The following is a 21,049-nucleotide window of genomic DNA, read 5'->3' as shown; positions in this document are numbered from 1 at the left end:
TAATTTTCACTTGTATCACTGTTCAAGCCCAAGAATCTATTACTCGCTTCGTTCTCTCTTATATAGGCCCCTCATACTTCAAAGTTTTCATGATTTATTCAATAACTTTTCATTACTCACTAGCCAAAAACATACACAAAAGATATAACACCTGCGCGAGACAATAAGATCTCATTAGCTGTAAACCCAGGAACGACAAATGAAAAAAATTCAACGCAGTGTGCTAGCTCTCTCCCTACTTGGCTTGATAGCGGGGTGTCAGTTGACCGCCAGTGAGCCACTTCAACCTACGGCGAATCAAGACATCATCGAATCAGCCAAAAATGAACTGGATGGTATTGAAGAGCTAGAAGTCAGTGACGAGGGTGTTATTACCTTTACTCAGCGTCTAAGAACGCCAGGAACCTACTGGATTCCAGCGAGAATTAAAGAACTCAGCTACGATATATCATGCGTACAGCTTAGTTACTTCATTGATAGAGGCATGGTTGTGAAGTCTGCCTTTCTAGGGGCTCGAGGACGTGTTGAATATTACGACATGGAACGCTGTATGAAAGACACGCCATTTCAGTAATACAGGCATAAAAAAAGCTCCACCAAAGTGGAGCTTTTTCGTATTCGTTCTTAGCGACTATGGGCGAGCTACAAAACCTACTGCTTCGTATGCTTTCTTAAGCGTTTCAGCCGCTCGTGCCGAGGCTTTCTCAGCACCTTGCTGCATTACCTCGTCCATGTAAGCACGATCAGCGCGAATACGGTGATATTCTGCTTGAATTGGCTCAAGCATTGCTACAACTGCCTCACCAACATCTTTCTTAAATGGGCCATACATTTCTACGCCTTGGTACTTCGCTTCAATCTCTTCGAAGCTCATGCCTGTCGCCGCAGAGTACAGACCCATTAGGTTAGCAATGCCCGCCTTGTTCTCGATATCATGACGGATACTTGGTGGCGTTTCGGTATCGGTTTGCGCTTTGTTGATCTTCTTAAGGATCGACTTAGGCTCTTCCAGCAGCGTGATAACGTTCTTACGGTTGTCATCAGATTTAGACATCTTCTTCGTTGCGTCTTGAAGGCTCATTACACGCGCATTTACTGTCGGAATGTAAGGCTCTGGAACTTGGAAGATTGGCTGCTCTGGCGAGTAAATATTGTTGAAACGCGTTGCGATATCGCGCGCTAATTCTAGATGTTGCTTCTGGTCACTGCCTACAGGTACTTGGTGTGCACCGTAAAGCAAAATGTCAGCCGCCATCAACACCGGGTAGTCAAATAGACCGACGTTTACGTCATTCGCGTAACGTGCCGATTTGTCTTTAAACTGAGTCATACGGCTCAGCTCACCCATTTGAGTGTAGCAGTTAAGAAGCCAACCTAATTGAGCATGCTCTGGTACATGTGACTGAACAAATAGCGTGCTCTTCTTCGGGTCAACACCAACAGCCAGACAAATTGCCAGTGCGTCTAGAGTTGCTTCATGCAGCGCTTTAGGGTCCTGACGAACCGTAATCGCGTGAAGGTCTACCACACAATATTGGCAATCATAATCGTCTTGCATCTGCTGCCATTGACGTAGAGCACCCAAGTAGTTACCGATACTTAGTTCACCTGAAGGTTGAACACCACTCAATACAATGGGTTTGCTCATTAGAATGATTCCTTTGACTTCTTAATCTAATTAAATGAAAAAAACCGTGCAGTAATAGGTGCACGGTTTACTCAGTGTACTCATTAACGAGTATTTTGGAAGCTCTTTTGTAGCCGTTATGCAGAAACCGCTACAACGTCCAATAATTCTGCCAAACTGTCAGCGACGAAATCTGGATTTGATGCAGAAATAGGTTCACCGTGGTTGTAACCATATGTCAGACCAAATGAGGCGCAACCTGCGTTCTTCGCTGCAAGAATGTCGTTTTTCGAGTCGCCAACCATCAGCATTTCACTAGGTTGGATTTGGTGTTTTTCCATCAGCCAATTCAGTGCGACTGGGTTTGGTTTTTTCTCTGGGAATGCATCACCGCCAAGAACATCAACGAAGTATTTTGCGATGTCGTGCTTTTCCAAAACGTCAGGCACAAACTTTGAAGGTTTGTTGGTCACCAACGCCATAACAAAACCCGCTTTATGCAGCTCTGCTAGTGTCTCTTTTGCCGTTGGGTAAAGGTGACTTAGCTTGTGACCGCTTTGCTCGTAGTAATCATCAAACAATACACGCGCTTTAGCACGAAGCTCTTCACTCAGCTCCGGGTTGATGGTCAGGCTTTGGCTTAGTGAGCGACCAATAAGCACGTCTGCACCGTTACCCACGTAATCACGAACTTGTTCTTCTGAAACCGATGGAAAGCCAAGCGCCTGTACTGCTTGGTCTGCCGCGACAGCTAGATCTGGCACGCTATCAAGCAAAGTACCATCTAGATCGAAGGCGATGAATTTAATGTCTTGTTGAGTCATAACTTCCCTGAGGATTTTTATTTATAAATCGGTGAAAACGACAAAGGATGGCACCCCATCCTTTGTTTTTATCATTATGTCTGATTCTACAGTAACTGTTTGTTTCGTCGTTACTTTGCAGCAATACGCTGACGAACTGCCTCAAACAAACAGATGCCGGATGCTACAGATACGTTCAAGCTTGAAACGCTACCAGCCATTGGGATCTTAATCAAATCGTCGCAGGTTTCACGAGTCAGACGACGCATACCGTCACCTTCTGCCCCCATTACGATAGCAAGGGGTCCAGTCAGTTTGGCTTGGTAGATGTCGTGCGTTGCTTCACCCGCAGTACCAACAAACCAGATGCCTTTCTCTTGCAATGTACGCATAGTACGAGCCAAGTTAGTCACTCGGATCAATGGCACGACTTCAGCTGCACCACAAGCGACTTTACTTACCGTCGCATTCATTGGCGCAGAACGATCTTTCGGTACGATGATCGCCGCAGCACCTGCCGCATCTGCGTTACGTAAACACGCACCAAGATTGTGTGGATCGGTCACTCCGTCTAACACTAATAGCAGTGGTGATTCGTGCTGCGCCAGGATGTCATCTATATCGTTCTCATTCAGCTGCTTCGCTGGTTTCACACGAGCGATGATGCCTTGGTGATTTGCACCGCGCGCTTTGTCATCCAAGGTTTTACGTGTCATCTGCTGAATAGAAACACCACAAACCTGAAGATCATTTAGGATTGGCATTAGGCGATCATCTTGACGACCTTTTAAAACGTACGCCTCGACAAAACGCTCTGGTTCGCGCTCCAATACCGCCTTCACTGCGTGAATGCCGTAGATAAATTCGTTACTCATTGTTTAACCTGTTGTTCTGGTCGTATTGCCTGCGCCAACCAAGTTTGAACTAAGTTGGCGCTTCAACCTACTGCGCTTCTTTTTTAGTGCGCTTGGTTTTCTTCGGCTTACTGTGCGGCTTCTTTTTACGTGCTTTTTTCACTTTAGGCTTCTCGTTGCCTTCGGCGTCACCACGTTTTGGGCCATAACGCTTACTCGTTGCGCCCGTTTCTTCTGGGCGTTTAGTTGGCTCTATCGCAGGAACTGCACGAGCCGCGCCACCTTCTTTCGATGAAGAGCGAGTCGCAGCGCGTTTTTTATCTTTCGCTTTGCGTTTTGCTTCCGCTGCGCGTTTCTTCGCAGTCTTACCTTCGCCGCGTAGCTTACGACTTGTTTCGACCAATTCAAAGTCAATTTGCTTATCATCGAGGTTAACAGCCAGTACTTTTACTTTTACTGCATCACCTAAGCGGTAGATGTTACCGAAACTTTCACCAATAAGTCGTTGACCAATCGGGTCAAATTGATAGTAGTCGTTCGCAAGGGTAGAAATATGTACCAAACCATCGATGTGCAAATCCGTTAAACGTACAAAGAAGCCAAAGCTAGTGACATTAGCAATAACACCGTCTAGTTCGTCACCGACGTGGTCTTGCATATATTCACACTTCAGCCAATCCGCAACATCACGTGTTGCATCATCAGCACGGCGCTCTGTCATCGAACATTGTTCGCCGTAAAAATCCATGTCGTCAAACGAGTAATGATAGCCACCTGTTGGTGTCCAGCGATCTTGATTACGCCCTTCTTCTTTAGCAATCAGATACTTGATTGCACGGTGAAGTAACAAGTCAGGGTAACGACGAATTGGCGACGTAAAGTGCGCATAGCGTTTCAATGCCAACCCAAAGTGCCCCGCGTTATCTGCGTTGTATACCGCTTGCTTCATTGAGCGTAGCAGCATGGTCTGAATCAACTCTTGATCTTGACGCCCGGAGATTTGACGTGCGAGATCAGCATAGTCCGTTGGTGAAGGCTCTAAACCACCTTTTAGCTCAAGACCAAGTTCACTTAAGAAGTCACGGAAACCTTGCAGGCGTAATTCACCTGGAGATTCGTGGATACGATAAAGCGCGGGCTCTTTCGCTTTTTCTACCAGCGATGCCGAAGCAATGTTGGCTAAAATCATACATTCTTCGATGATCTTATGCGCGTCATTACGAATTACTGGCTCAATACTTTCGATTTTACGTTCCGCATTGAAAATAAATTTGGTTTCAACGGTTTCAAATTCGATTGCACCGCGTTGATCTCGTGCTTCTTTCAGCACTTTGTACATCTTGTGCAACTCTTCTAGATGAGAAACAAGCGGCTGGTAGCGCTCACGTAGTTCTTCATCCCCTTCTAGAATCGCGTTCACTTTGCTATATGTGAGACGAGCGTGCGAGTTCATCACCGCCTCGTAATGCTTGTAACCAGACAGCTTACCGGTATCAGAAATGGTCATTTCGCACACCATACACAAGCGATCTACTTGCGGGTTGAGCGAACATAGGCCGTTCGATAGTACTTCTGGCAACATCGGCACAACTTGCGACGGGAAATATACTGAGTTACCACGATTGATCGCTTCTTTGTCCAACGCAGAGTCAGGACGAACGTAGTAACTGACGTCAGCAATCGCTACCCATAAACGCCAACCACCTTCTTTGTTCTTTTCACAGTAAACGGCGTCATCAAAGTCTCGTGCGTCTTCGCCGTCAATGGTCACTAGTGGCAAATCACGTAGATCCACACGACCAACTTTCGCTTCTTCTGGTACTTCTTCGCCTAAGTTTTCGATTTGTTTATCGACGGCTTCTGGCCATTCGTGAGGGATTTGGTGTGTACGAATCGCAATTTGTGTTTCCATACCTGGTGCCATGTTTTCACCAAGGACTTCAACCACTTTACCCATCATGCCGCGTGAGCGTGAGCCACGATCAGTAATTTCAATTACGACTACGTTACCCATGCGTGCACCCGCTTTGTGCTCATTTGGGATCAGGATATCTTGGCTGATACGCGAGTCATCTGGGACAACATAGGAGTATCCATATTCAAGGAAGAAACGACCAACGATTTGATCATTGCGCTCCTCTAGCACACGCACCAAACGTCCTTCACGGCGGCCGCGCTTGCTGTTGTCTGTCGGTTGCACTAAGACAAAATCACCGTGGATGATGTTCTTCATCTGATGGTGCGGTAACAGAATATCATCATCCTTGCCGACGCTGCCTTCTGGACGTACCCAACCATGGCCATCACGATGACCAATCACGTAACCTTTCACCATTTCAAGTTTTTCAGGCAATGCATAGCACTGACGGCGGGTAAACACCAGTTGGCCATCTCGCTCCATCGCACGTAGCCGACGACGCAACCCTTCGTATTGCTCTTCGCCCTCAAGCTTTAGTGCCTCAAACAAGTCGTTACGATTCATTGGAACGCCCGCTTGCTCTAGAAACTCGATGATAAACTCTCGGCTTGGAATTGGATTTTCGTAATTTTTGGATTCACGATCTGCAAAAGGATCGTTTGGAATATTGTCTGACATAGGCACGCCTATCTAGCAAGGAAGGTATATGGCTAGTATATCTGAGTCTCTCGATAAGCTACAGAATTGCTTTGAAAAAAGAATGATCGAGATCGACTCTAGGCATGCAAATGAGTTAAGGACGAGCCAGCAAGATCAAAAGTTCAGAATTGTCACTGAGCAAGGATTCAATCGTGCAGTTATCCAACTCCGCCAGAAAGGCACTTTTTGCTTTCGCCAATTTATCTTTGAGGCGGCAAGCAGGGGTAATATGGCAAAAATCCACACCACAGTTGACTAAATCTAACGGCTCTAAATCGCGCACAACACCACCGACTGTGATTTCAGATGCTGGCTTCATCAGCCGGATACCACCGTTTTTTCCGCGCACGGTATGGACATAACCCAACTGTCCTAACCGATTGATAACTTTAACCATATGGTTGCGCGACACACCAAATAAATCCGTCACTTCGGTAATGCTGGTTAACTCATCTTCCGGCAACGAAGCCAAGAAAATTAAGGTTCTCAACGCATAATCAGTGAAACTAGTTAACTGCATATTCTCTCCCAAAGTGCGACTCAATAACCCGCTGGTGATGCTAAAACCCCAAACTTGAGCTATCGATAAAAGTGTAAATCTTTTCTTGATCGAAAGATACATTTGAGATACAACTTTAAACATGCATTATAAATACAACTTAAAGTAGGAAGCCCTTATGCTCAGCAATCAAACTATCGAGATCGTCAAAGCGACCGCACCACTCATCGCCGAAACAGGACCAAAACTGACCGCGCACTTTTACGAGCGTATGTTTACTCATAACCCTGAGTTGAAAGATATTTTTAACATGAGTAACCAGCGTAACGGCGATCAGCGTGAAGCATTATTCAACGCTATCTGTGCCTATGCTGCCAATATTGAAAATTTGCCAGCTCTGCTTGGCGCAGTAGAGAAAATTGCGCATAAGCACACGAGCTTTTTGATCACAGAAGATCAGTACCAAATCGTTGGTAAGCATTTACTTGCGACAATCGATGAGCTTTTTAATCCAGGTCAAGAGGTGTTGGATGCTTGGGCTGAGGCTTACGGCGTACTTGCGAATGTATTTATTCAGCGCGAAGAACAAATTTACCAACAAAATGAAGCTTTGGAAGGCGGCTGGCGCGATCTACGCGAATTTGAATTAGTCGATAAAAAGATTGAGAGCGAACACATTTGCAGCTTTGTATTCAAGCCAACCGATGGTCAAAAAGTGGCGCCGTATAAACCGGGACAATACCTTGGCATCTACATCAACAGTGACCAGTTAGAAAACCAAGAAATTCGCCAATATAGTCTGTCTTCTGCGGTCCAAGAGAACACTTACCGTATCTCAGTAAAACGTGAAGAAGGCGGAAAGGTGTCGAACTACCTGCACGATAGCCTGAACATTGGCGAAAAAGTGCAGCTTGCGGCCCCTGCCGGTGATTTCTTTATGGATGCCGAACCACAAACACCCGTTGTTCTAATTTCTGCTGGTGTGGGACTTACTCCAACGCTGTCAATGCTAGAAAGTCTCTCAGCACATCAAGCACCTGTAACTTGGGTTCATGCAACAGAAAATGGCCAACAGCATGCTTTCAAGCAACACGTAAACCAACTCGTTGCAGAAAAAGAAAATATGAACGCACTCATTTGGTATAACCAACCAACGGCAGAAGACAAACTAGGTGAAGACTTCCACTTCACGGGCTTTGTCAATCTGTATGAAATTGAAGCTGCATTAAAGCAAGATAACGTGCAGGTGTACTTCTGTGGCCCTGTAGGATTTATGCAGCACGTAGCGAAACAGCTATTAGAACTTGGCGTACCACAAGAGCAATTCCATTACGAATGCTTCGGTCCACACAAAGTGGTTTAAGCGCTACCAACTATCGGGAAAACAACAAAGCCCACGTGACGTGGGCTTTGTTGTATGAAGTTGTTTGCAATATTGAAGCGTTACCAAAAGGTGTCTCGCCGTTTAGCTCGAGCAATAACGTTTTGTGGCATGCGCTGTTCAAGGCCGTTTCTCAATACAGTTATGCGCTTATGCTGCCGCTTATCTGCTGTGACAGAGTTATATAACCAACGATACGCATCTTCGTAATCGAGTGGACTGCCATAATCACGTAAAAGCAACTCGGCCAGATGAATACGCGCGTTTAGGTTTCCCATTGACGCAGCTTCTCGCAAATATGGAATTGCACGTTCTTTATCTTGCTGTACTAAAGTGCCACGCGAATAGTATCGGCCAATCTGCTCTAGTGCAGCAGGTAACCCCTGATGCGCTGCATTTTCGATGTAATAAAGACCCAGTTCGACATCTTGCTCGACACACACCCCCCAAGCCAACATATCTCCGTACAGAAATTCATAAGCGGGTAAGTTAATTCGAGTCGCACGAGCTACGATATCCTCCACCAGCTGGCAGTTATCAGCGCGCACACGTTGTAAGTGCTTATTTTGCTCAATAAGCTTTATCAGCTCTGCTTCGGTATAGATCGGAACTGGTGTCCCCACATCAGCAACATTGGCTTTCACTGTGGTAGCAACCAAGGTCAACAACAGTGAAGCAGCCACTGTTCGTAACTTCATAAACGTACCCTTAAGGTATCTAAGAAACCAAAGATCGGTGAAGGATCTCCTCTGCTTGATAACCTTATCGGCAAAAAACAGCTAAGCTTTAGACAATTTTTGCCTCTGATTTAGGCTCAGCGGCAAAAGCTTGCCATATGAGAGTCACGCTGTTTTTGTTCAGATACAAAAAAGCCGACCAGAAGGTCGGCTTTTGCAATCTTTAACGGCTATCAATTAAGCTTCGAATGGGTGAACTTTGATGATAGTTTCGTTACGGTCAGGACCTGTAGAGATGATGTCTACTGGAACGCCAGTTAGCTCTTCAATACGCTTGATGTAGTTAAGAGCTGCTTGTGGTAGAGCATCTAGTGACTTAGCACCAAATGTGTTCTCAGACCAACCAGGCATTGTTTCGTAGATTGGCGTTGCTTTTTCGAATGCTTCAGCAGCCATCGGAGAAACTTCTAGCACAGAGCCATCTTCCATCTTGTAACCAGTACAGATTTTTAACTCTTCTAGACCATCTAGTACGTCTAGTTTAGTTAGACAGAAACCAGATACAGAGTTGATTTGGATTGCACGACGCATAGCAACAGCATCGAACCAACCTGTACGACGTAGACGACCAGTTGTCGCACCGAACTCGTGGCCAACTTCACCTAAGTGCTTACCAATTGGATCTTGCTTATCTAAACCGTCGTATAGTTCAGTCGGGAATGGACCAGCACCAACGCGAGTACAGTACGCTTTTGCGATACCCAAGATGTAACCGATGTGACGAGGACCAAAACCAGAACCTGCAGCAACACCACCAGCAGTCGTGTTAGAAGACGTTACGTACGGGTAAGTACCGTGGTCGATATCAAGTAGTGTACCTTGTGCACCTTCGAACATGATCTTGTCGCCGCGCTTACGTGCTGCGTCTAGTTCGTCAGTTACGTCGATAACCATTGACGTTAGTAGTTCAGCGTAGCCTTTAGCTTGCTCAAGTACTTCTTCGTAGCTTACTGGCTCCGCTTTGTAGAAGTTAACTAGTTGGAAGTTATGGAACTCCATGACTTCTTTTAGCTTCTCTGCGAAAGTCGCCATATCGAATAGGTCGCCAACGCGTAGACCGCGACGAGCAACTTTATCTTCGTATGCTGGACCGATACCACGACCAGTAGTACCGATAGCTTTTTTACCGCGAGCGATTTCGCGAGCTTGGTCCATTGCAACGTGGTAAGGAAGAATTAGCGGACATGCTTCAGAAATGAAAAGACGCTCGCGTACTGGAATACCGCGCTCTTCAAGAGGCTTCATTTCTTTAAGTAGAGCTTCAGGTGATAGTACAACACCGTTACCGATAACACATTTTACGTTATCGCGAAGGATACCTGATGGAATTAAGTGAAGAACGGTTTTTTCACCGTCAATTACGAGAGTGTGACCTGCGTTGTGACCGCCTTGGTAGCGTACCACGTATTTTGCATCTTCAGTTAAAAGGTCTACGATTTTACCTTTACCTTCGTCACCCCATTGGGTGCCTAGAACGACTACGTTATTTCCCATCTTTCCAAGTCTGATTGCTAGTTAAAAATGGATTCTAGCACCGAATCACGCTTCTTGCAGTCATTTTTTGTTCACAGAGTTGCTACCAGAATGTCATCTTGCCGCTTTGTTCATTTTGAAATCAGCATATCACTGATAGTATTTAGCTTTCTCTATTCGACTGGAAAGCGCTATGTCTGAATCCATATGGTTGGCGATTGGGCTCGTCTTGATCGTGGAAGGCATTGGGCCACTGATTGCTCCTAACGGTTGGCGGAATATGGTGGCTCAATTAAGTGAACAACCCAACAATCAGCTACGACGCATCGGTGGCTGCCTAGTAGTTGCTGGAGCCGTAATCGCTATCATGATGAGCTAGCACTTAGCATCATGACCCGTCCTGATATGGGTTGACACTTTTTAACTAAAACGCTCGATGTACTTCATCGGGCGTTTTGTATTTTAAAGCCGTATGAGGCCTCATTTGATTATAGATATCTACGGACTCTGCTACCATCGTCCTTGCTTCTTTCAGATCTTTCGGTTTCTTCAGCAAGAGCTCCATTTTGAGTATCCCATTTACACGCTCAGCTAAAGCATTCTGATAACAGTCATACCCGTCTGTCATTGAGCAAGTCACTCTATGTTTCTTATGGATATCTTGATATTCCTTCGAACAGTATTGTGAGCCTCTATCTGAGTGGTGTATTAGCTTTTCTTCACTCTGCCGTTGCCTGAGAGCTGAGATAAATGCCCGCTTAACTGATTGAGTTTTCATGTTGTCATCCACATAAAAACCAACAATCTTCCTTGAATAAGCGTCTGTAACCAAGCTGAGATAACTCTCTCCATTTTGAGTTGGCAAGTAAGTAATATCAGCAACCCACAGTTGTTCTGGCTTCGTTGGTGTCAGCCCATCTTTCACTTTGTTTGGGTGACAGAAAAATCGATGACGGCTGTCAGTCGTTCGGTGATAGGCTCGTCTTGCTCTCACTAACAGCCGATGCTTTCTGAGAAGTTCAAAGAGCTTATCGCGACCTATTTGAATGCCCTTTGTTGCTGCTAAGAACTTCAGTTTACGCGTGCCAATGCGTGGCTGCTTCAGCCTGACTTCATGGACAAAGCCAATGACAGCATGCTCATGATGTTCACAACGAGATTGAGTTTGGCATTGCTTATAATAAGCTTGGCGAGAGATTTGTACTAACTGACAAAACTTCGTAACGCTCAAACCTACTATGGTTTTCTCTTGGACAACGCTTCTTTGTGCTTTTTTGTCACTCTAACACCATAGTCACGTTCCATAACGTTCACGACAGCTTCAAAGAAGTCGGCTTTGAGTTGAGCATCTTCGAGCTGCTTCTCAAGCTCTTTAATACGTTGCTCTGGTGTAGGAGGTGAATTGAACTCGGCCATAGAGTCTCCTTTGGACATAAAGTTAGGTGTCCCTTTAGACCAATCTAGTCGACCATGCTTACGAAGCCAAACCAAAACCGTAGAGCAACCTTGGATGCCATACTTCTCTTGGGCTTGTTTGTAAGTGAGGCTTCCTTTTTCAACCTCATCAACTACAGTGAGTTTAAAAGCGAGGGAGTAATCGCGCTGAGTTCTTTTAGTTGTTGATTTCATAACACTCTCCAATTTTGGGTGTGGAAAGTGTCAACCTTATTTAGGACGGAACATCAGATACAAAAAAGGCTCCCTAAGGAGCCTTTTATTTCAATGAGACGCGGAGATTATTTCTCCATGCTGCCCTTCGACTGGTTCATGTATTGGAAGAACTCACTCTTCGGATCAAGCACCAGAATATCGCTCTTAGAGCTGAAGGACTTCTCATACGCACGTAGCGAGCGTAGGAAGCTAAAGAACTCAGGGTCTTTGTTGTACGCTTCAGCATAAATCTTCGCAGCCTCAGCATCCGCTTCACCTCGTGTCACACGCGCAGTTTTATCAGCTTCAGCTAGAATAGTTGCTACTTCTAGTTCTGCTTGAGCACGAATAACTTCCGCCTTTTCACGACCTTGAGAACGGTGCTTACGAGCAACGGACTCACGCTCCGCACGCATACGACGGTAGATAGACTCACTGATTTCATCAGGCAGGTTGATTTTCTTCATTCGGAAATCAACGACACGAACACCCAAGTCTTTCATTGCGCTTTCACGCGTGTCTTTCAATACTTCAGACATGATTAGGTCGCGTTCACCATCAATCTCAAGCGCCTCACGAGCCGCTTCAGTTGCGACAACATCGGCACTTGCGTCTTCTGGTAGCACATCATCGTTACGTGGACCAGATACGATCTGTTTGATTTCACGAGCACCGATTTCAGAACGAAGCACGTCCGTCACTTTACGCTCAAGTAGTGCCTCTGCCGTTAGCGAGTTACCACCGCCAGTCGCGAGGTAGTAGCGACCAAAATCTTCAATACGCCACTTCACGTAGGTATCAATGATAACGTCTTTTTTCTCAGACGTTACGAAACGGTCTGCACGGCCATCCATTGTTTGGATACGTGCATCAAGTTGTTTCACACGGTCAAACAAAGGCATCTTGAAATGCAGACCAGGCTCGTAAATTCGAGTGATGTCGTTGTTGTCTTTCAAGACACGACCAAATCGAACCACGATACCGCGCTCACCTTCAGGAATCACAAACAAAGACATCAACATTAATGCCAGTGCGATTACCAGTACAGGGATCATTAACTTACGCATTCTTAGTATCTCCCTTGACGTGAACCTGTTGAACGAGACTGCGAGTTCGAAGTGTCTTCTTGTGTACGATCAGACTCAAGTTGAATTTGATCATAGGTTGAAGATGACTTCGATTTACGTTTGGTATCTGCTTTGCCCTCTTGTCCCGCCAACTTATCGATTGGAAGGTAAAGAAGATTGCCGCTTGATTCCGAGTCAATCAACACTTTCGAAGTGCTTGAGTACACCTCTTCCATTGCGTCAATGTACAGACGATCACGCGTTACACCAGGCGCTGCTTGGTATTCTGGTAGTAGTTTTTCGAACTGTGCTACCTGACCAAGAGCCTCGTTAGTGACACGCTCATTGTAACCTTGTGCTTCTTTCTTCAAACGCTCTGCACGACCCGTTGCCTTAGGCAAGATTTCGTTCTTGTATGCTTCAGCTTCACGAATGAAACGCTCTTCGTCCTCACGTGCTGCGATTGCATCATCAAACGCATCTTTCACTTGCTCTGGTGGACGAGCAGACTGGAAGTTCACATCAACAAGTACCAGACCCATATCATAGCTATCAATGATTTGGTTCAGTGTTTCTTGCGTAGTTTGACGAATTTGCTGACGACCACTGGTTAGAATGCTATCCATCAATGAGTCACCAATTACTGCACGTAGTGCAGAATCCGTTGCTTGACGCAAGCTGTCGTCTGCATTGGTTACACGGTACAAGTATTTGTATGGGTCAGTCACTCGGTACTGAACATCCATCGCAACTGTTACAACGTTTTCATCTTTAGTCAGCATTAGACCAGATGCACGTAGTGAACGAATCGCTTGTACGTTTACCGCTTCGTACTCATCAATAAAGCGAGGACGCCAGTTAAGACCTGGGTCTACGATACGATCGTATTTACCTAAACGCAGTACAACACCACGCTCTGCTTCACCGATGGTGTAAAAACCAGCGAAAAACCAAACCGCAACAGCAATCAGAGCAATCACGCCAAAGCCAATTGCACTACCACCACCGCCGCCGATTGGAGAACCACCGCCGCCTTTTTTACCAAACTTGCCGCCCAGCTTTTGACTCAGTTTGTTGAACACTTCATCTAAATCTGGCGGACCTTGATCTCGGCCACCAGGACGCTGGCCACCACGATTATTATTACCCCAAGGGTCATTATCGCGGCCATTGTTGCCGTTGTTATTTCCAGGCTCATTCCACGCCATTAGAAAGCTCCATCATTTGATATGACGTTATACTGTAGCAGTCCTTTAAGTGACTATAAAGCCAGTCAAAACTGCCCCTTCTCTTTTTTCAAGTCTAGACCAATCTACTTGCTGCATTCGAATATCGATCAACAAGTTACCATCCTGGTCATATTCCTCACGTTGAATACACTTCATTTGGAAGAAGGTACTACGGAATCGTCCTTGATACTGTGGAGGAATTCGCAACTGATGCTCGACCATTTGTGACGCCAGACGTTCCGTCAGAGCCTCAAACAGGACATCAATGCCCAACCCATCCATTGCTGAAACCCAAACTGCGCGAGGTACGCCTTCCTCGTCTCGTTCTATACGTGGTTTCTGCGAATCTAGATTGTCGATTTTGTTCATGACAACCAGAGTCGGCACTTCATGCGCGTCGATCTCTTCTAGTACTTCATGAACAGCTTGAATATTCTCACGAAAACGCTCATCACTGGCATCAACAACATGTAACAAAATGTCAGCTTCTTGCGTTTCCTGCAAGGTTGCCTTGAAGGCCGCAACCAAGTCGTGTGGCAAATGTCGAATAAAACCAACCGTGTCTGCCAAGATGGCAGGACCAACATCTGCTAACTCTATCTTACGTAAAGTCGGGTCCAAAGTAGCAAATAATTGATCAGCCGCGTACACGCCAGCTTCTGTAATACGGTTGAAGAGTGTCGACTTACCCGCGTTGGTGTAACCCACAAGTGAAACCGTTGGGATTTCAGCTCGATTTCGGGCGCGGCGCCCTTGTTCACGCTGCTTCGCTACTTTGTCTAAGCGTCGCAGGATGGCTTTGATTCTGTCACGCAATAAGCGACGGTCGGTTTCCAGCTGGGTTTCACCCGGGCCACGTAAACCGATACCACCTTTCTGCCTTTCAAGGTGCGTCCAACCACGAATCAAACGAGTAGAGATATGACGAAGTTGAGCCAGCTCTACCTGTAGCTTACCTTCGTGTGTTCGAGCTCGTTGAGCAAAGATATCGAGAATAAGACCAGTGCGGTCGAGAACTCGACATTGGCACAGTGCTTCGAGGTTACGTTCTTGGGCAGGAGAGAGGGCGTGATTAAAAATCACAATTTCGGCACCCGTTGATTGTACCGCTGTAGCAATCTCTTGGGCCTTACCCTCTCCGACATAGTATTTCGGGTGTGGGGATTGACGACTACCAGTTACCACTTGTAGCGCCTCTACCCCAGCAGAAGAAACCAGCATTTCGAACTCAGCCAGATCTTCCCATTCACCTTCTTGCGTGAAGTTGATATGAACAAGTACGGCTCGCTCACCGGATTCATAACGGTCAAACAAGCAATCAACTCCTTATTTTAAAATACTCGATGAAGAATTAATCTTCTGATTTCTCTTGTGGACGCTCACCTTGTGGACGTTCACCGCTGTGATGGCTCACTGGACGAGCCGGCACAACTGTTGAGATCGCGTGCTTGTACACCATTTGGTTAACAGTATTCTTCAGCAGGATCACAAATTGATCGAATGATTCGATCTGACCTTGTAGTTTAATACCATTCACAAGGTAGATAGATACCGGGATACGCTCACGACGTAGCGCGTTTAGAAATGGGTCTTGTAGAGATTGCCCCTTAGCCATTTTTATTTTCCTTATTTAATTTGTAGTTGTAATTATTTAGCTAGTGGTGCAATGCAAAAGATACGGCTTTTGCATCTGAGCTAAACGAATCAAAAATGCACTCTAAGTAATTAGCAGCATAGTATAAAAACCGCCAACAACAGATCCTTTGAGAGTGCGTTCACGCAAAAACGATCACATTATACACAGCTATGTCAATCAGATGCTATTGCTTCCGACATCGTTTCTAATGCCTGTTCAATGTTCTCGCTATCCAACCAAGTTAAATCATCCCAGCTGCGTAACCAGGTGATTTGACGCTTGGCCAATTGACGAGTCGCGCATACGCCACGAAATACCGCTTCGTCACGTGTACACTCCCCATCTAAATACTCCCACATCTGTCGGTAACCGACGCATCGTATGGAAGGAAGATCGGGGTGAAGATCTTTTCGCGAATATAACGCTTTCATTTCTTCTTCAAAGCCCGCTTCCATCATCTTCTCGAAACGGAGTTCAATCCGACGGTGAAGTTCTGCCCTATCCTTGGGAGCTATTGCAAACTGCTTGACTCGGTATGGTAGGCTTTCACCTTTCGTTTGAGTCAATTCAGTCAAAGTTTTACCTGAAATGCGAAAAACTTCCAATGCCCGAGATAAACGTTGGGGATCATTGGGATGGATTCTCGCGGCTGACACAGGATCAACCTCTTTGAGTTCATCGTGCAACACTGACCAACCTTTAGTCAATGCCTCTTGTTCAATTTGCTGACGAATTTCAGGATTTGCAGCAGGAAGTGGTGATAAACCTTCAAGTAACGCCTTGTAATACAGCATTGTTCCACCCACAAGAAGTGGAATTTTTCCTTCTGCAACAATATCATCCATCGCTTTCAATGCATCTCGACGAAAGTCGGCGACAGAGTAAGATTCACTTGGATCCAAAATATCTATCAAGCGATGAGGCGCCAAACTTAACTCTTTTTCATCCGGTTTCGCCGTACCGATATCCATCCCTTTGTAGATCAAAGCAGAATCAACACTGATGATCTCAATCGGAAATTTTTGACGAAGACGAATCGCCAGCTCAGTTTTGCCTGATGCAGTTGGCCCCATTAAAAATAGCGCCAAAGGTAGTTTATCTGTCATGGTTTTAATTTGGCTATCGTGGCAGAGAAATCAACAGCGGATACGAATTTTGTATCTTCTAATGGCAATTGACCATGTCTTAGCTGTTCAAGTTCCGCAATAATTTGAATGGCTTCAGAAAAAGTATAGTGACTCTTCACTGTCGTGACCTGTAATGCGAGCCAATCTATCAACTCAGACAGCATCTGAGCCGCTGCTATACCTTCGTTCACACAAGATTGCGCGTAAGATAACAGATCTGGTACTAAATTTTGTAAGTTTTGTTGACGCAGCGGAGCTGGAACGCCCATCACCATTAAGGCGTGCTCGTTTCTCGCTTTCAATTGAATACCAAGCAATGCCAAATCTTGTTGATAATCTTGGGCCAGTCTCACTAATTCGGCCTCTAACTTAATAGATAGAGGAACAAGCAGAGGTTGTGCCTTGAGTGCACCATCGCTTGGAGAAAGCTGGCCTTTTACACGATAAAATTCTGCTCTAGGTAACGAGACTAACGCCGCCCCACTGTCACTGCTCATCAAAACAAATTGTTCATCGACCACCATCAGCGCTTTGCCTAATGCAGTAATCGATGGCATTGATGTGTGCGAAGTTATCGTTTGGGGCGCTATTGGAGTGACTGCCTGAGCCTCAAACTCTGGCGTTTTCAACAGCTCGTGATAAGCGCGTACTTCTTGTTTAGTTGGCGCTGGTTCTACGTGGCGCTCTTTACTGTGACTTGGCTTTGGTGCAGGTTTGGATTCCACCCAATCATTACGTTTGAATGACTCCACTACGCGCGCCTCTCGCACGGAGGTTTCACTAGGACCGCTATTACGAGGCTTCACTTCATAATCACTGCGTCCAGGATAAGCCGGTGTACTCTCTATCGCTTGATAAACCCGCTCTGGTACTGGTGAAGATGCTGGCTCTTGTACTTTTTCAGGCTCTGGCGAATGCTCAATCTCTTCGGACTCAGTCGGTTCCACGCGATGAAATGCCGATTCATTCACCTGTGGTTTATCAATCACGGCGCTTTGCGCAAGTGCATCCGTCAAAGCTTGATAGATGAAATCATGCACCAAACGAGCTTGGTGGAAACGCACTTCATGCTTAGCAGGGTGAACATTCACATCTACTTGGTGCGGATCTAGCTCAATAAAGAGCACATACGCAGCAAACTGATCTGGCTTTAAGCTCATTTCATAGCTTTGACGAATCGCGTGATTGATTAATTTGTCACGCATCATTCGGCCATTCACATAGCAATATTGTAAATCGCTTTGCTGCCTTGCTCCCTCTGGCGTGGTAATCCACCCATGTAGCTTTAACCCTTGATGCTCAAGCTCGATTCTGAGCATATGCCGCACAAACGCATTACCGCAGACAGCAGCAATACGCTTTTCGGTTTGAAGCTGATTTTTCGCCGCGCGATATTGACGGATGATCTTGCCGTTATGACGCACATTGATGGTGACATCAAAGCGACTTAACGCAATACGTTTCAATAACTCATCAATATGAGCAAATTCGGTTTTCTCCGTACGAAGAAACTTGCGACGCGCTGGAGTATTAAAAAATAAGTCCAACACCTCAACAGTCGTGCCAATCGGGTGCGCTGCTGGCTTAAGCTTCACCTGCATATCACGCCCTTCGGAGTAGGCACTCCAGGCTTCTTCTTGTGCCGCAGGACGCGACGTGAGCGTCAAACGCGAGACTGAGCTAATACTGGCTAACGCTTCACCGCGAAAACCTAGACTCATAATGGCTTCGAGATCATCTAAGGTATGTATCTTAGATGTCGCATGACGACTGAGCGCTAAGCCAAGTTCATCTTTCGTGATACCTTTTCCGTTATCACGAACACGAATCAGCTTTGCGCCTCCTTTCTCGATATCGATATCGATTCGAGTTGCGCCAGAATCAAGACTATTTTCAACCAGCTCTTTAATCACAGAAGCAGGTCTTTCGACCACTTCCCCTGCGGCGATTTGGTTTGCAAGTCTGGCTGGCAAAATTTTAATCGTCATAATGAGTTAGGAGCTCACCTACTTGTTTGGAATGATCAGGACTTGCCCAACCGCTAGCTGATCAGAGCGTAAGTTATTCGCTTTACGAATGCTCGATACGCTAACGCCGTATTTGGACGCTATTTTGCCAAGGAACTCACCCCGAGAAACCTTGTGCTTACGAATCGGTTTATCTTTTACCGCGACCGTTATCTTCAACTTTTGCCCTACCCACAAGGTATCTGACTTCAAGTTATTCTCTCGGCGGATATCTGAAACCTTCACTTTATAGTGATTCGCAATCTTACCTAAGAACTCACCAGACTTAACCTTGTGCGTAATGGTTTCTGTCTCAACAGTAATCGGTTTACTTGGCACTTTAATCGTACCAGCAGAAGGAATGTTGAGCTTCTGACCAATTGCCAAGCCTGTCGACTTCAAGTTGTTTGCCGACATCAGCGCTTTAGAGCTAAGCCCATATTTGTTCGCGATCACCGATAATGACTCGCCACGCTTTACAATATGTACCATTGGCTTCGCTGAAGGCGAGAACACCGTCCCCTCTGGTGGGTTATCTTTTAAGTACTTGACGACCGCCTTAGTGATAGCCTGAGCTAACTTATCTTGGTGCGCTCGTTGAAACAGTAAACGCTCTTCTGTTGGGTTAGAAATAAAGCCCGTTTCCACTAGCACAGACGGAATCTGTGGAGAGCGTAAAACCGCAAGGCTGGTGTTGATCGGTTTGGTGTTATGCAGGTGCGCAACACGTCCCATCTCACCTAGGATTTCTGTTGCCAGTTTATAGCCTTCTTTTTGTGAATGACTAAACTGCAAGTCCAACAAAGTTTGGTTCACGTTACGATCTTTTGTCTTCGTGAAGAACGCATTACCCGAGCCGCCCAATAACTCAGACTGTTTCTCATGGTTCTCGACCCAACGAGCAATTTCGGTATTTGCACGACGAGTATTTAGTACGAAGACCGATCCACCGCGAGGCTTCGGTGAAGTAAACGCATCTGCGTGAATGGAAATCAGCAAGTGCGCATCATTTTCACGAGCAATCGCGACACGACGGTTTAAGTTTACAAAATAATCTCCCGTACGAGTCATGCGCGTTTTAATACCAGGAGTCGCATCGAGCTGAGCAGCAATTTTTCTTGAGATACTCAATACCGCATCTTTCTCGTACTTACGACGTGAAGGGCCAATAGAGCCAGGGTCTTCCCCACCGTGACCAGGGTCGATAACAATTAACACTTCTTGAGCTCGTTGAACTGAACTCATGTCTTTGCTGGCCGCCGCTGGCTTACTCGGTTTAGAGGTCGATGCCTTCTTACCGTGCGGTAAATCAATCACCAAGCGGTGACCATACTGCCCACCTGGTGTTGGGCTTAATTTAAATAATTCCGCTTGAACGCTCTTTTTTAGTTCAAACACCAAACGATAAGTGCCCTTCTCTGGAGGCGAGCTTTTTCGTACCAGTTTTAAAACAGGGCTATCCGTAACAGTAACAGGCAGTTTGGCCTGCATCGTCGTGCTTTTTAAATCCACGACAAGGCGATCCGGCCCTGATAAAGAGAAATAGGAATAGTCAGCTTCCGAGCCTAAATCGATGACAACACGCGTTTCATCAGGTGAAGGCCAAACTCGAAAACTCTTAACGACGTTAGCAAATGCTAAATTGGGGATGAGAAGGAGAAAAGTGGCGACAAACGTCGCCACTACTCTAAAATTTGAAAAACTCAACATAGCTCCAATCGACTGAGTAACTGCACACCATAATCATTATTAGCTGTTAGTTCGGCTACACGTTGCTCACCTTGGTAGCGAATGTTTACATCAAGATCCGGTTGTGGCAGTAAGCCATGCCCTTTTTCAGGCCATTCAACCAAGCAAATCGCATCGTCTGTGAAATAGTCTCGAATCCCCATAAACTCAAGCTCTTCAGGATCCGCAAGACGATAAAGGTCGAAGTGATATACTTGCCACTGATCCAACTGGTACGGTTCGACTAGAGTATAAGTTGGACTTTTCACGTTACCTTGATGACCAAGAGCACGGACAAAACCACGACTAAAGGTTGTTTTACCTGCACCCAAATCACCATGCAGATAAATTGTGGTTTGCTGGGAACAAAGCTGAGCCAGAGCGGTGCCTAGTGCAACCGTTTCATGCTCATCTTTTAAATTGAATTGTTTCGTGCTCATTGATGCTTCTCTAACTAATGATCGTTGACTATATAAAAATCAAAAGAACAGGAATAGTAAACCGTGTTGGTTTTGAGAGACAAGCTTTCAAATGTCATATGTGCGAAAAAAGTATCCAATAAACGGTATCTTAATCATCTTAGTATCGACCTAGATTTAGAATATATGCAAATGA

At 45.7% G+C, this 21,049-nt stretch carries 19 protein-coding genes; 3 read left to right on the top strand and 16 right to left on the bottom strand.

Annotation, left to right across the window (positions count from 1 at the left end):
- Nucleotides 1–199: 199 nt before the first annotated feature.
- Nucleotides 200–574: a hypothetical protein gene (locus UQW94_RS08855; RefSeq protein WP_005381401.1), complete on the top strand. Its 375-nt coding sequence runs from the start codon at nucleotides 200–202 to the stop codon at nucleotides 572–574.
- Nucleotides 575–631: 57 nt separating this feature from the next.
- On the opposite strand, the gene trpS is transcribed toward UQW94_RS08855, so the two are convergent.
- The 5 genes from trpS to nsrR all read right to left on the bottom strand — a co-directional run bounded on the left by trpS (nucleotide 632) and on the right by nsrR (nucleotide 6,421).
- Entirely contained in the window at nucleotides 632–1,648 is a 1,017-nt protein-coding gene (gene trpS, locus UQW94_RS08850) for a tryptophan--tRNA ligase (protein ID WP_005381398.1), read from the bottom strand.
- 116 nt (nucleotides 1,649–1,764) lie between these two features.
- Nucleotides 1,765–2,451: a phosphoglycolate phosphatase gene (locus UQW94_RS08845; RefSeq protein ID WP_213968939.1), complete on the bottom strand. Its 687-nt coding sequence runs from the start codon at nucleotides 2,449–2,451 to the stop codon at nucleotides 1,765–1,767.
- A 110-nt stretch (nucleotides 2,452–2,561) separates the two neighbouring features.
- Nucleotides 2,562–3,305 (bottom strand): 23S rRNA (guanosine(2251)-2'-O)-methyltransferase RlmB, encoded by a 744-nt coding sequence (rlmB, locus tag UQW94_RS08840; protein WP_213968940.1) that lies wholly within the window; start codon nucleotides 3,303–3,305, stop codon nucleotides 2,562–2,564.
- 67 nt (nucleotides 3,306–3,372) lie between these two features.
- Nucleotides 3,373–5,880, bottom strand: coding sequence for a ribonuclease R (gene rnr / locus UQW94_RS08835; RefSeq protein ID WP_213968941.1), 2,508 nt, complete (start codon nucleotides 5,878–5,880; stop codon nucleotides 3,373–3,375).
- A gap of 115 nt (nucleotides 5,881–5,995) precedes the next feature.
- A complete protein-coding gene (gene nsrR, locus UQW94_RS08830; protein ID WP_017633731.1) occupies nucleotides 5,996–6,421 on the bottom strand; it encodes a nitric oxide-sensing transcriptional repressor NsrR in 426 nt (141 codons plus the stop codon).
- A gap of 157 nt (nucleotides 6,422–6,578) precedes the next feature.
- On the opposite strand from nsrR, the gene hmpA reads away from it, so the two are divergent.
- The gene (hmpA, locus tag UQW94_RS08825; protein ID WP_213968942.1) at nucleotides 6,579–7,763 is read left to right on the top strand and encodes an NO-inducible flavohemoprotein; all 1,185 of its coding nucleotides are present in this window, start codon (nucleotides 6,579–6,581) and stop codon (nucleotides 7,761–7,763) included.
- Between the two features lie 80 nt (nucleotides 7,764–7,843).
- Here the strand turns inward: hmpA and motX are convergent, their stop codons facing one another.
- Nucleotides 7,844–8,479 (bottom strand): flagellar protein MotX, encoded by a 636-nt coding sequence (gene motX / locus UQW94_RS08820; protein WP_167415495.1) that lies wholly within the window; start codon nucleotides 8,477–8,479, stop codon nucleotides 7,844–7,846.
- A 216-nt stretch (nucleotides 8,480–8,695) separates the two neighbouring features.
- Complete coding sequence (locus tag UQW94_RS08815) at nucleotides 8,696–10,012, bottom strand: adenylosuccinate synthase (RefSeq protein WP_005387946.1); 1,317 nt, start codon at nucleotides 10,010–10,012, stop codon at nucleotides 8,696–8,698.
- A 172-nt stretch (nucleotides 10,013–10,184) separates the two neighbouring features.
- On the opposite strand from UQW94_RS08815, the gene UQW94_RS08810 reads away from it, so the two are divergent.
- Complete coding sequence (locus UQW94_RS08810) at nucleotides 10,185–10,370, top strand: DUF2065 domain-containing protein (RefSeq protein WP_005381383.1); 186 nt, start codon at nucleotides 10,185–10,187, stop codon at nucleotides 10,368–10,370.
- Between the two features lie 45 nt (nucleotides 10,371–10,415).
- On the opposite strand, the gene UQW94_RS08805 is transcribed toward UQW94_RS08810, so the two are convergent.
- From UQW94_RS08805 to tsaE, 9 genes are all read right to left on the bottom strand, one after another.
- Nucleotides 10,416–11,620 (bottom strand): IS3 family transposase gene (locus UQW94_RS08805; RefSeq protein ID WP_086013821.1). Its coding sequence is split into 2 segments (ribosomal slippage): nucleotides 10,416–11,269 and nucleotides 11,269–11,620, totalling 1,206 coding nucleotides; the frame shifts between segments, so codons are not numbered across the junction.
- Nucleotides 11,621–11,727: 107 nt separating this feature from the next.
- Complete coding sequence (gene hflC, locus UQW94_RS08800; RefSeq protein ID WP_005381382.1) at nucleotides 11,728–12,708, bottom strand: protease modulator HflC; 981 nt, start codon at nucleotides 12,706–12,708, stop codon at nucleotides 11,728–11,730.
- Between the two features lie 2 nt (nucleotides 12,709–12,710).
- Nucleotides 12,711–13,916 carry an FtsH protease activity modulator HflK gene (gene hflK, locus UQW94_RS08795; RefSeq protein ID WP_005381381.1) on the bottom strand — a complete coding sequence of 402 codons (1,206 nt, stop codon included), beginning with the start codon at nucleotides 13,914–13,916 and terminating at the stop codon, nucleotides 12,711–12,713.
- A 45-nt stretch (nucleotides 13,917–13,961) separates the two neighbouring features.
- Nucleotides 13,962–15,251, bottom strand: a complete 1,290-nt coding sequence (hflX, locus tag UQW94_RS08790; RefSeq protein WP_005381380.1) for a ribosome rescue GTPase HflX — start codon at nucleotides 15,249–15,251, stop codon at nucleotides 13,962–13,964.
- 37 nt (nucleotides 15,252–15,288) lie between these two features.
- Nucleotides 15,289–15,552 carry an RNA chaperone Hfq gene (gene hfq / locus UQW94_RS08785; RefSeq protein WP_005381379.1) on the bottom strand — a complete coding sequence of 88 codons (264 nt, stop codon included), beginning with the start codon at nucleotides 15,550–15,552 and terminating at the stop codon, nucleotides 15,289–15,291.
- Between the two features lie 194 nt (nucleotides 15,553–15,746).
- Nucleotides 15,747–16,679, bottom strand: coding sequence for a tRNA (adenosine(37)-N6)-dimethylallyltransferase MiaA (gene miaA, locus UQW94_RS08780; protein WP_047103958.1), 933 nt, complete (start codon nucleotides 16,677–16,679; stop codon nucleotides 15,747–15,749).
- Nucleotides 16,676–18,688 (bottom strand): DNA mismatch repair endonuclease MutL, encoded by a 2,013-nt coding sequence (mutL, locus tag UQW94_RS08775; RefSeq protein ID WP_213870381.1) that lies wholly within the window; start codon nucleotides 18,686–18,688, stop codon nucleotides 16,676–16,678. The genes miaA and mutL overlap by 4 nt, the downstream gene beginning before the upstream one ends.
- Before the next feature lie 18 nt (nucleotides 18,689–18,706).
- Nucleotides 18,707–20,416: an N-acetylmuramoyl-L-alanine amidase gene (locus UQW94_RS08770; protein ID WP_005381374.1), complete on the bottom strand. Its 1,710-nt coding sequence runs from the start codon at nucleotides 20,414–20,416 to the stop codon at nucleotides 18,707–18,709.
- Nucleotides 20,410–20,874, bottom strand: coding sequence for a tRNA (adenosine(37)-N6)-threonylcarbamoyltransferase complex ATPase subunit type 1 TsaE (tsaE, locus tag UQW94_RS08765; RefSeq protein WP_005381372.1), 465 nt, complete (start codon nucleotides 20,872–20,874; stop codon nucleotides 20,410–20,412). Before tsaE ends, UQW94_RS08770 begins: the two co-directional genes overlap by 7 nt.
- Nucleotides 20,875–21,049 lie beyond the last annotated feature (175 nt).

It is taken from the genome of Vibrio sp. PBL-C16, from assembly GCF_034321865.1.
In the GTDB taxonomy this organism is placed as follows: Bacteria; Pseudomonadota; Gammaproteobacteria; order Enterobacterales; family Vibrionaceae; genus Vibrio; species Vibrio alginolyticus.
This window is presented reverse-complemented; position numbering and strand designations above follow the sequence as displayed.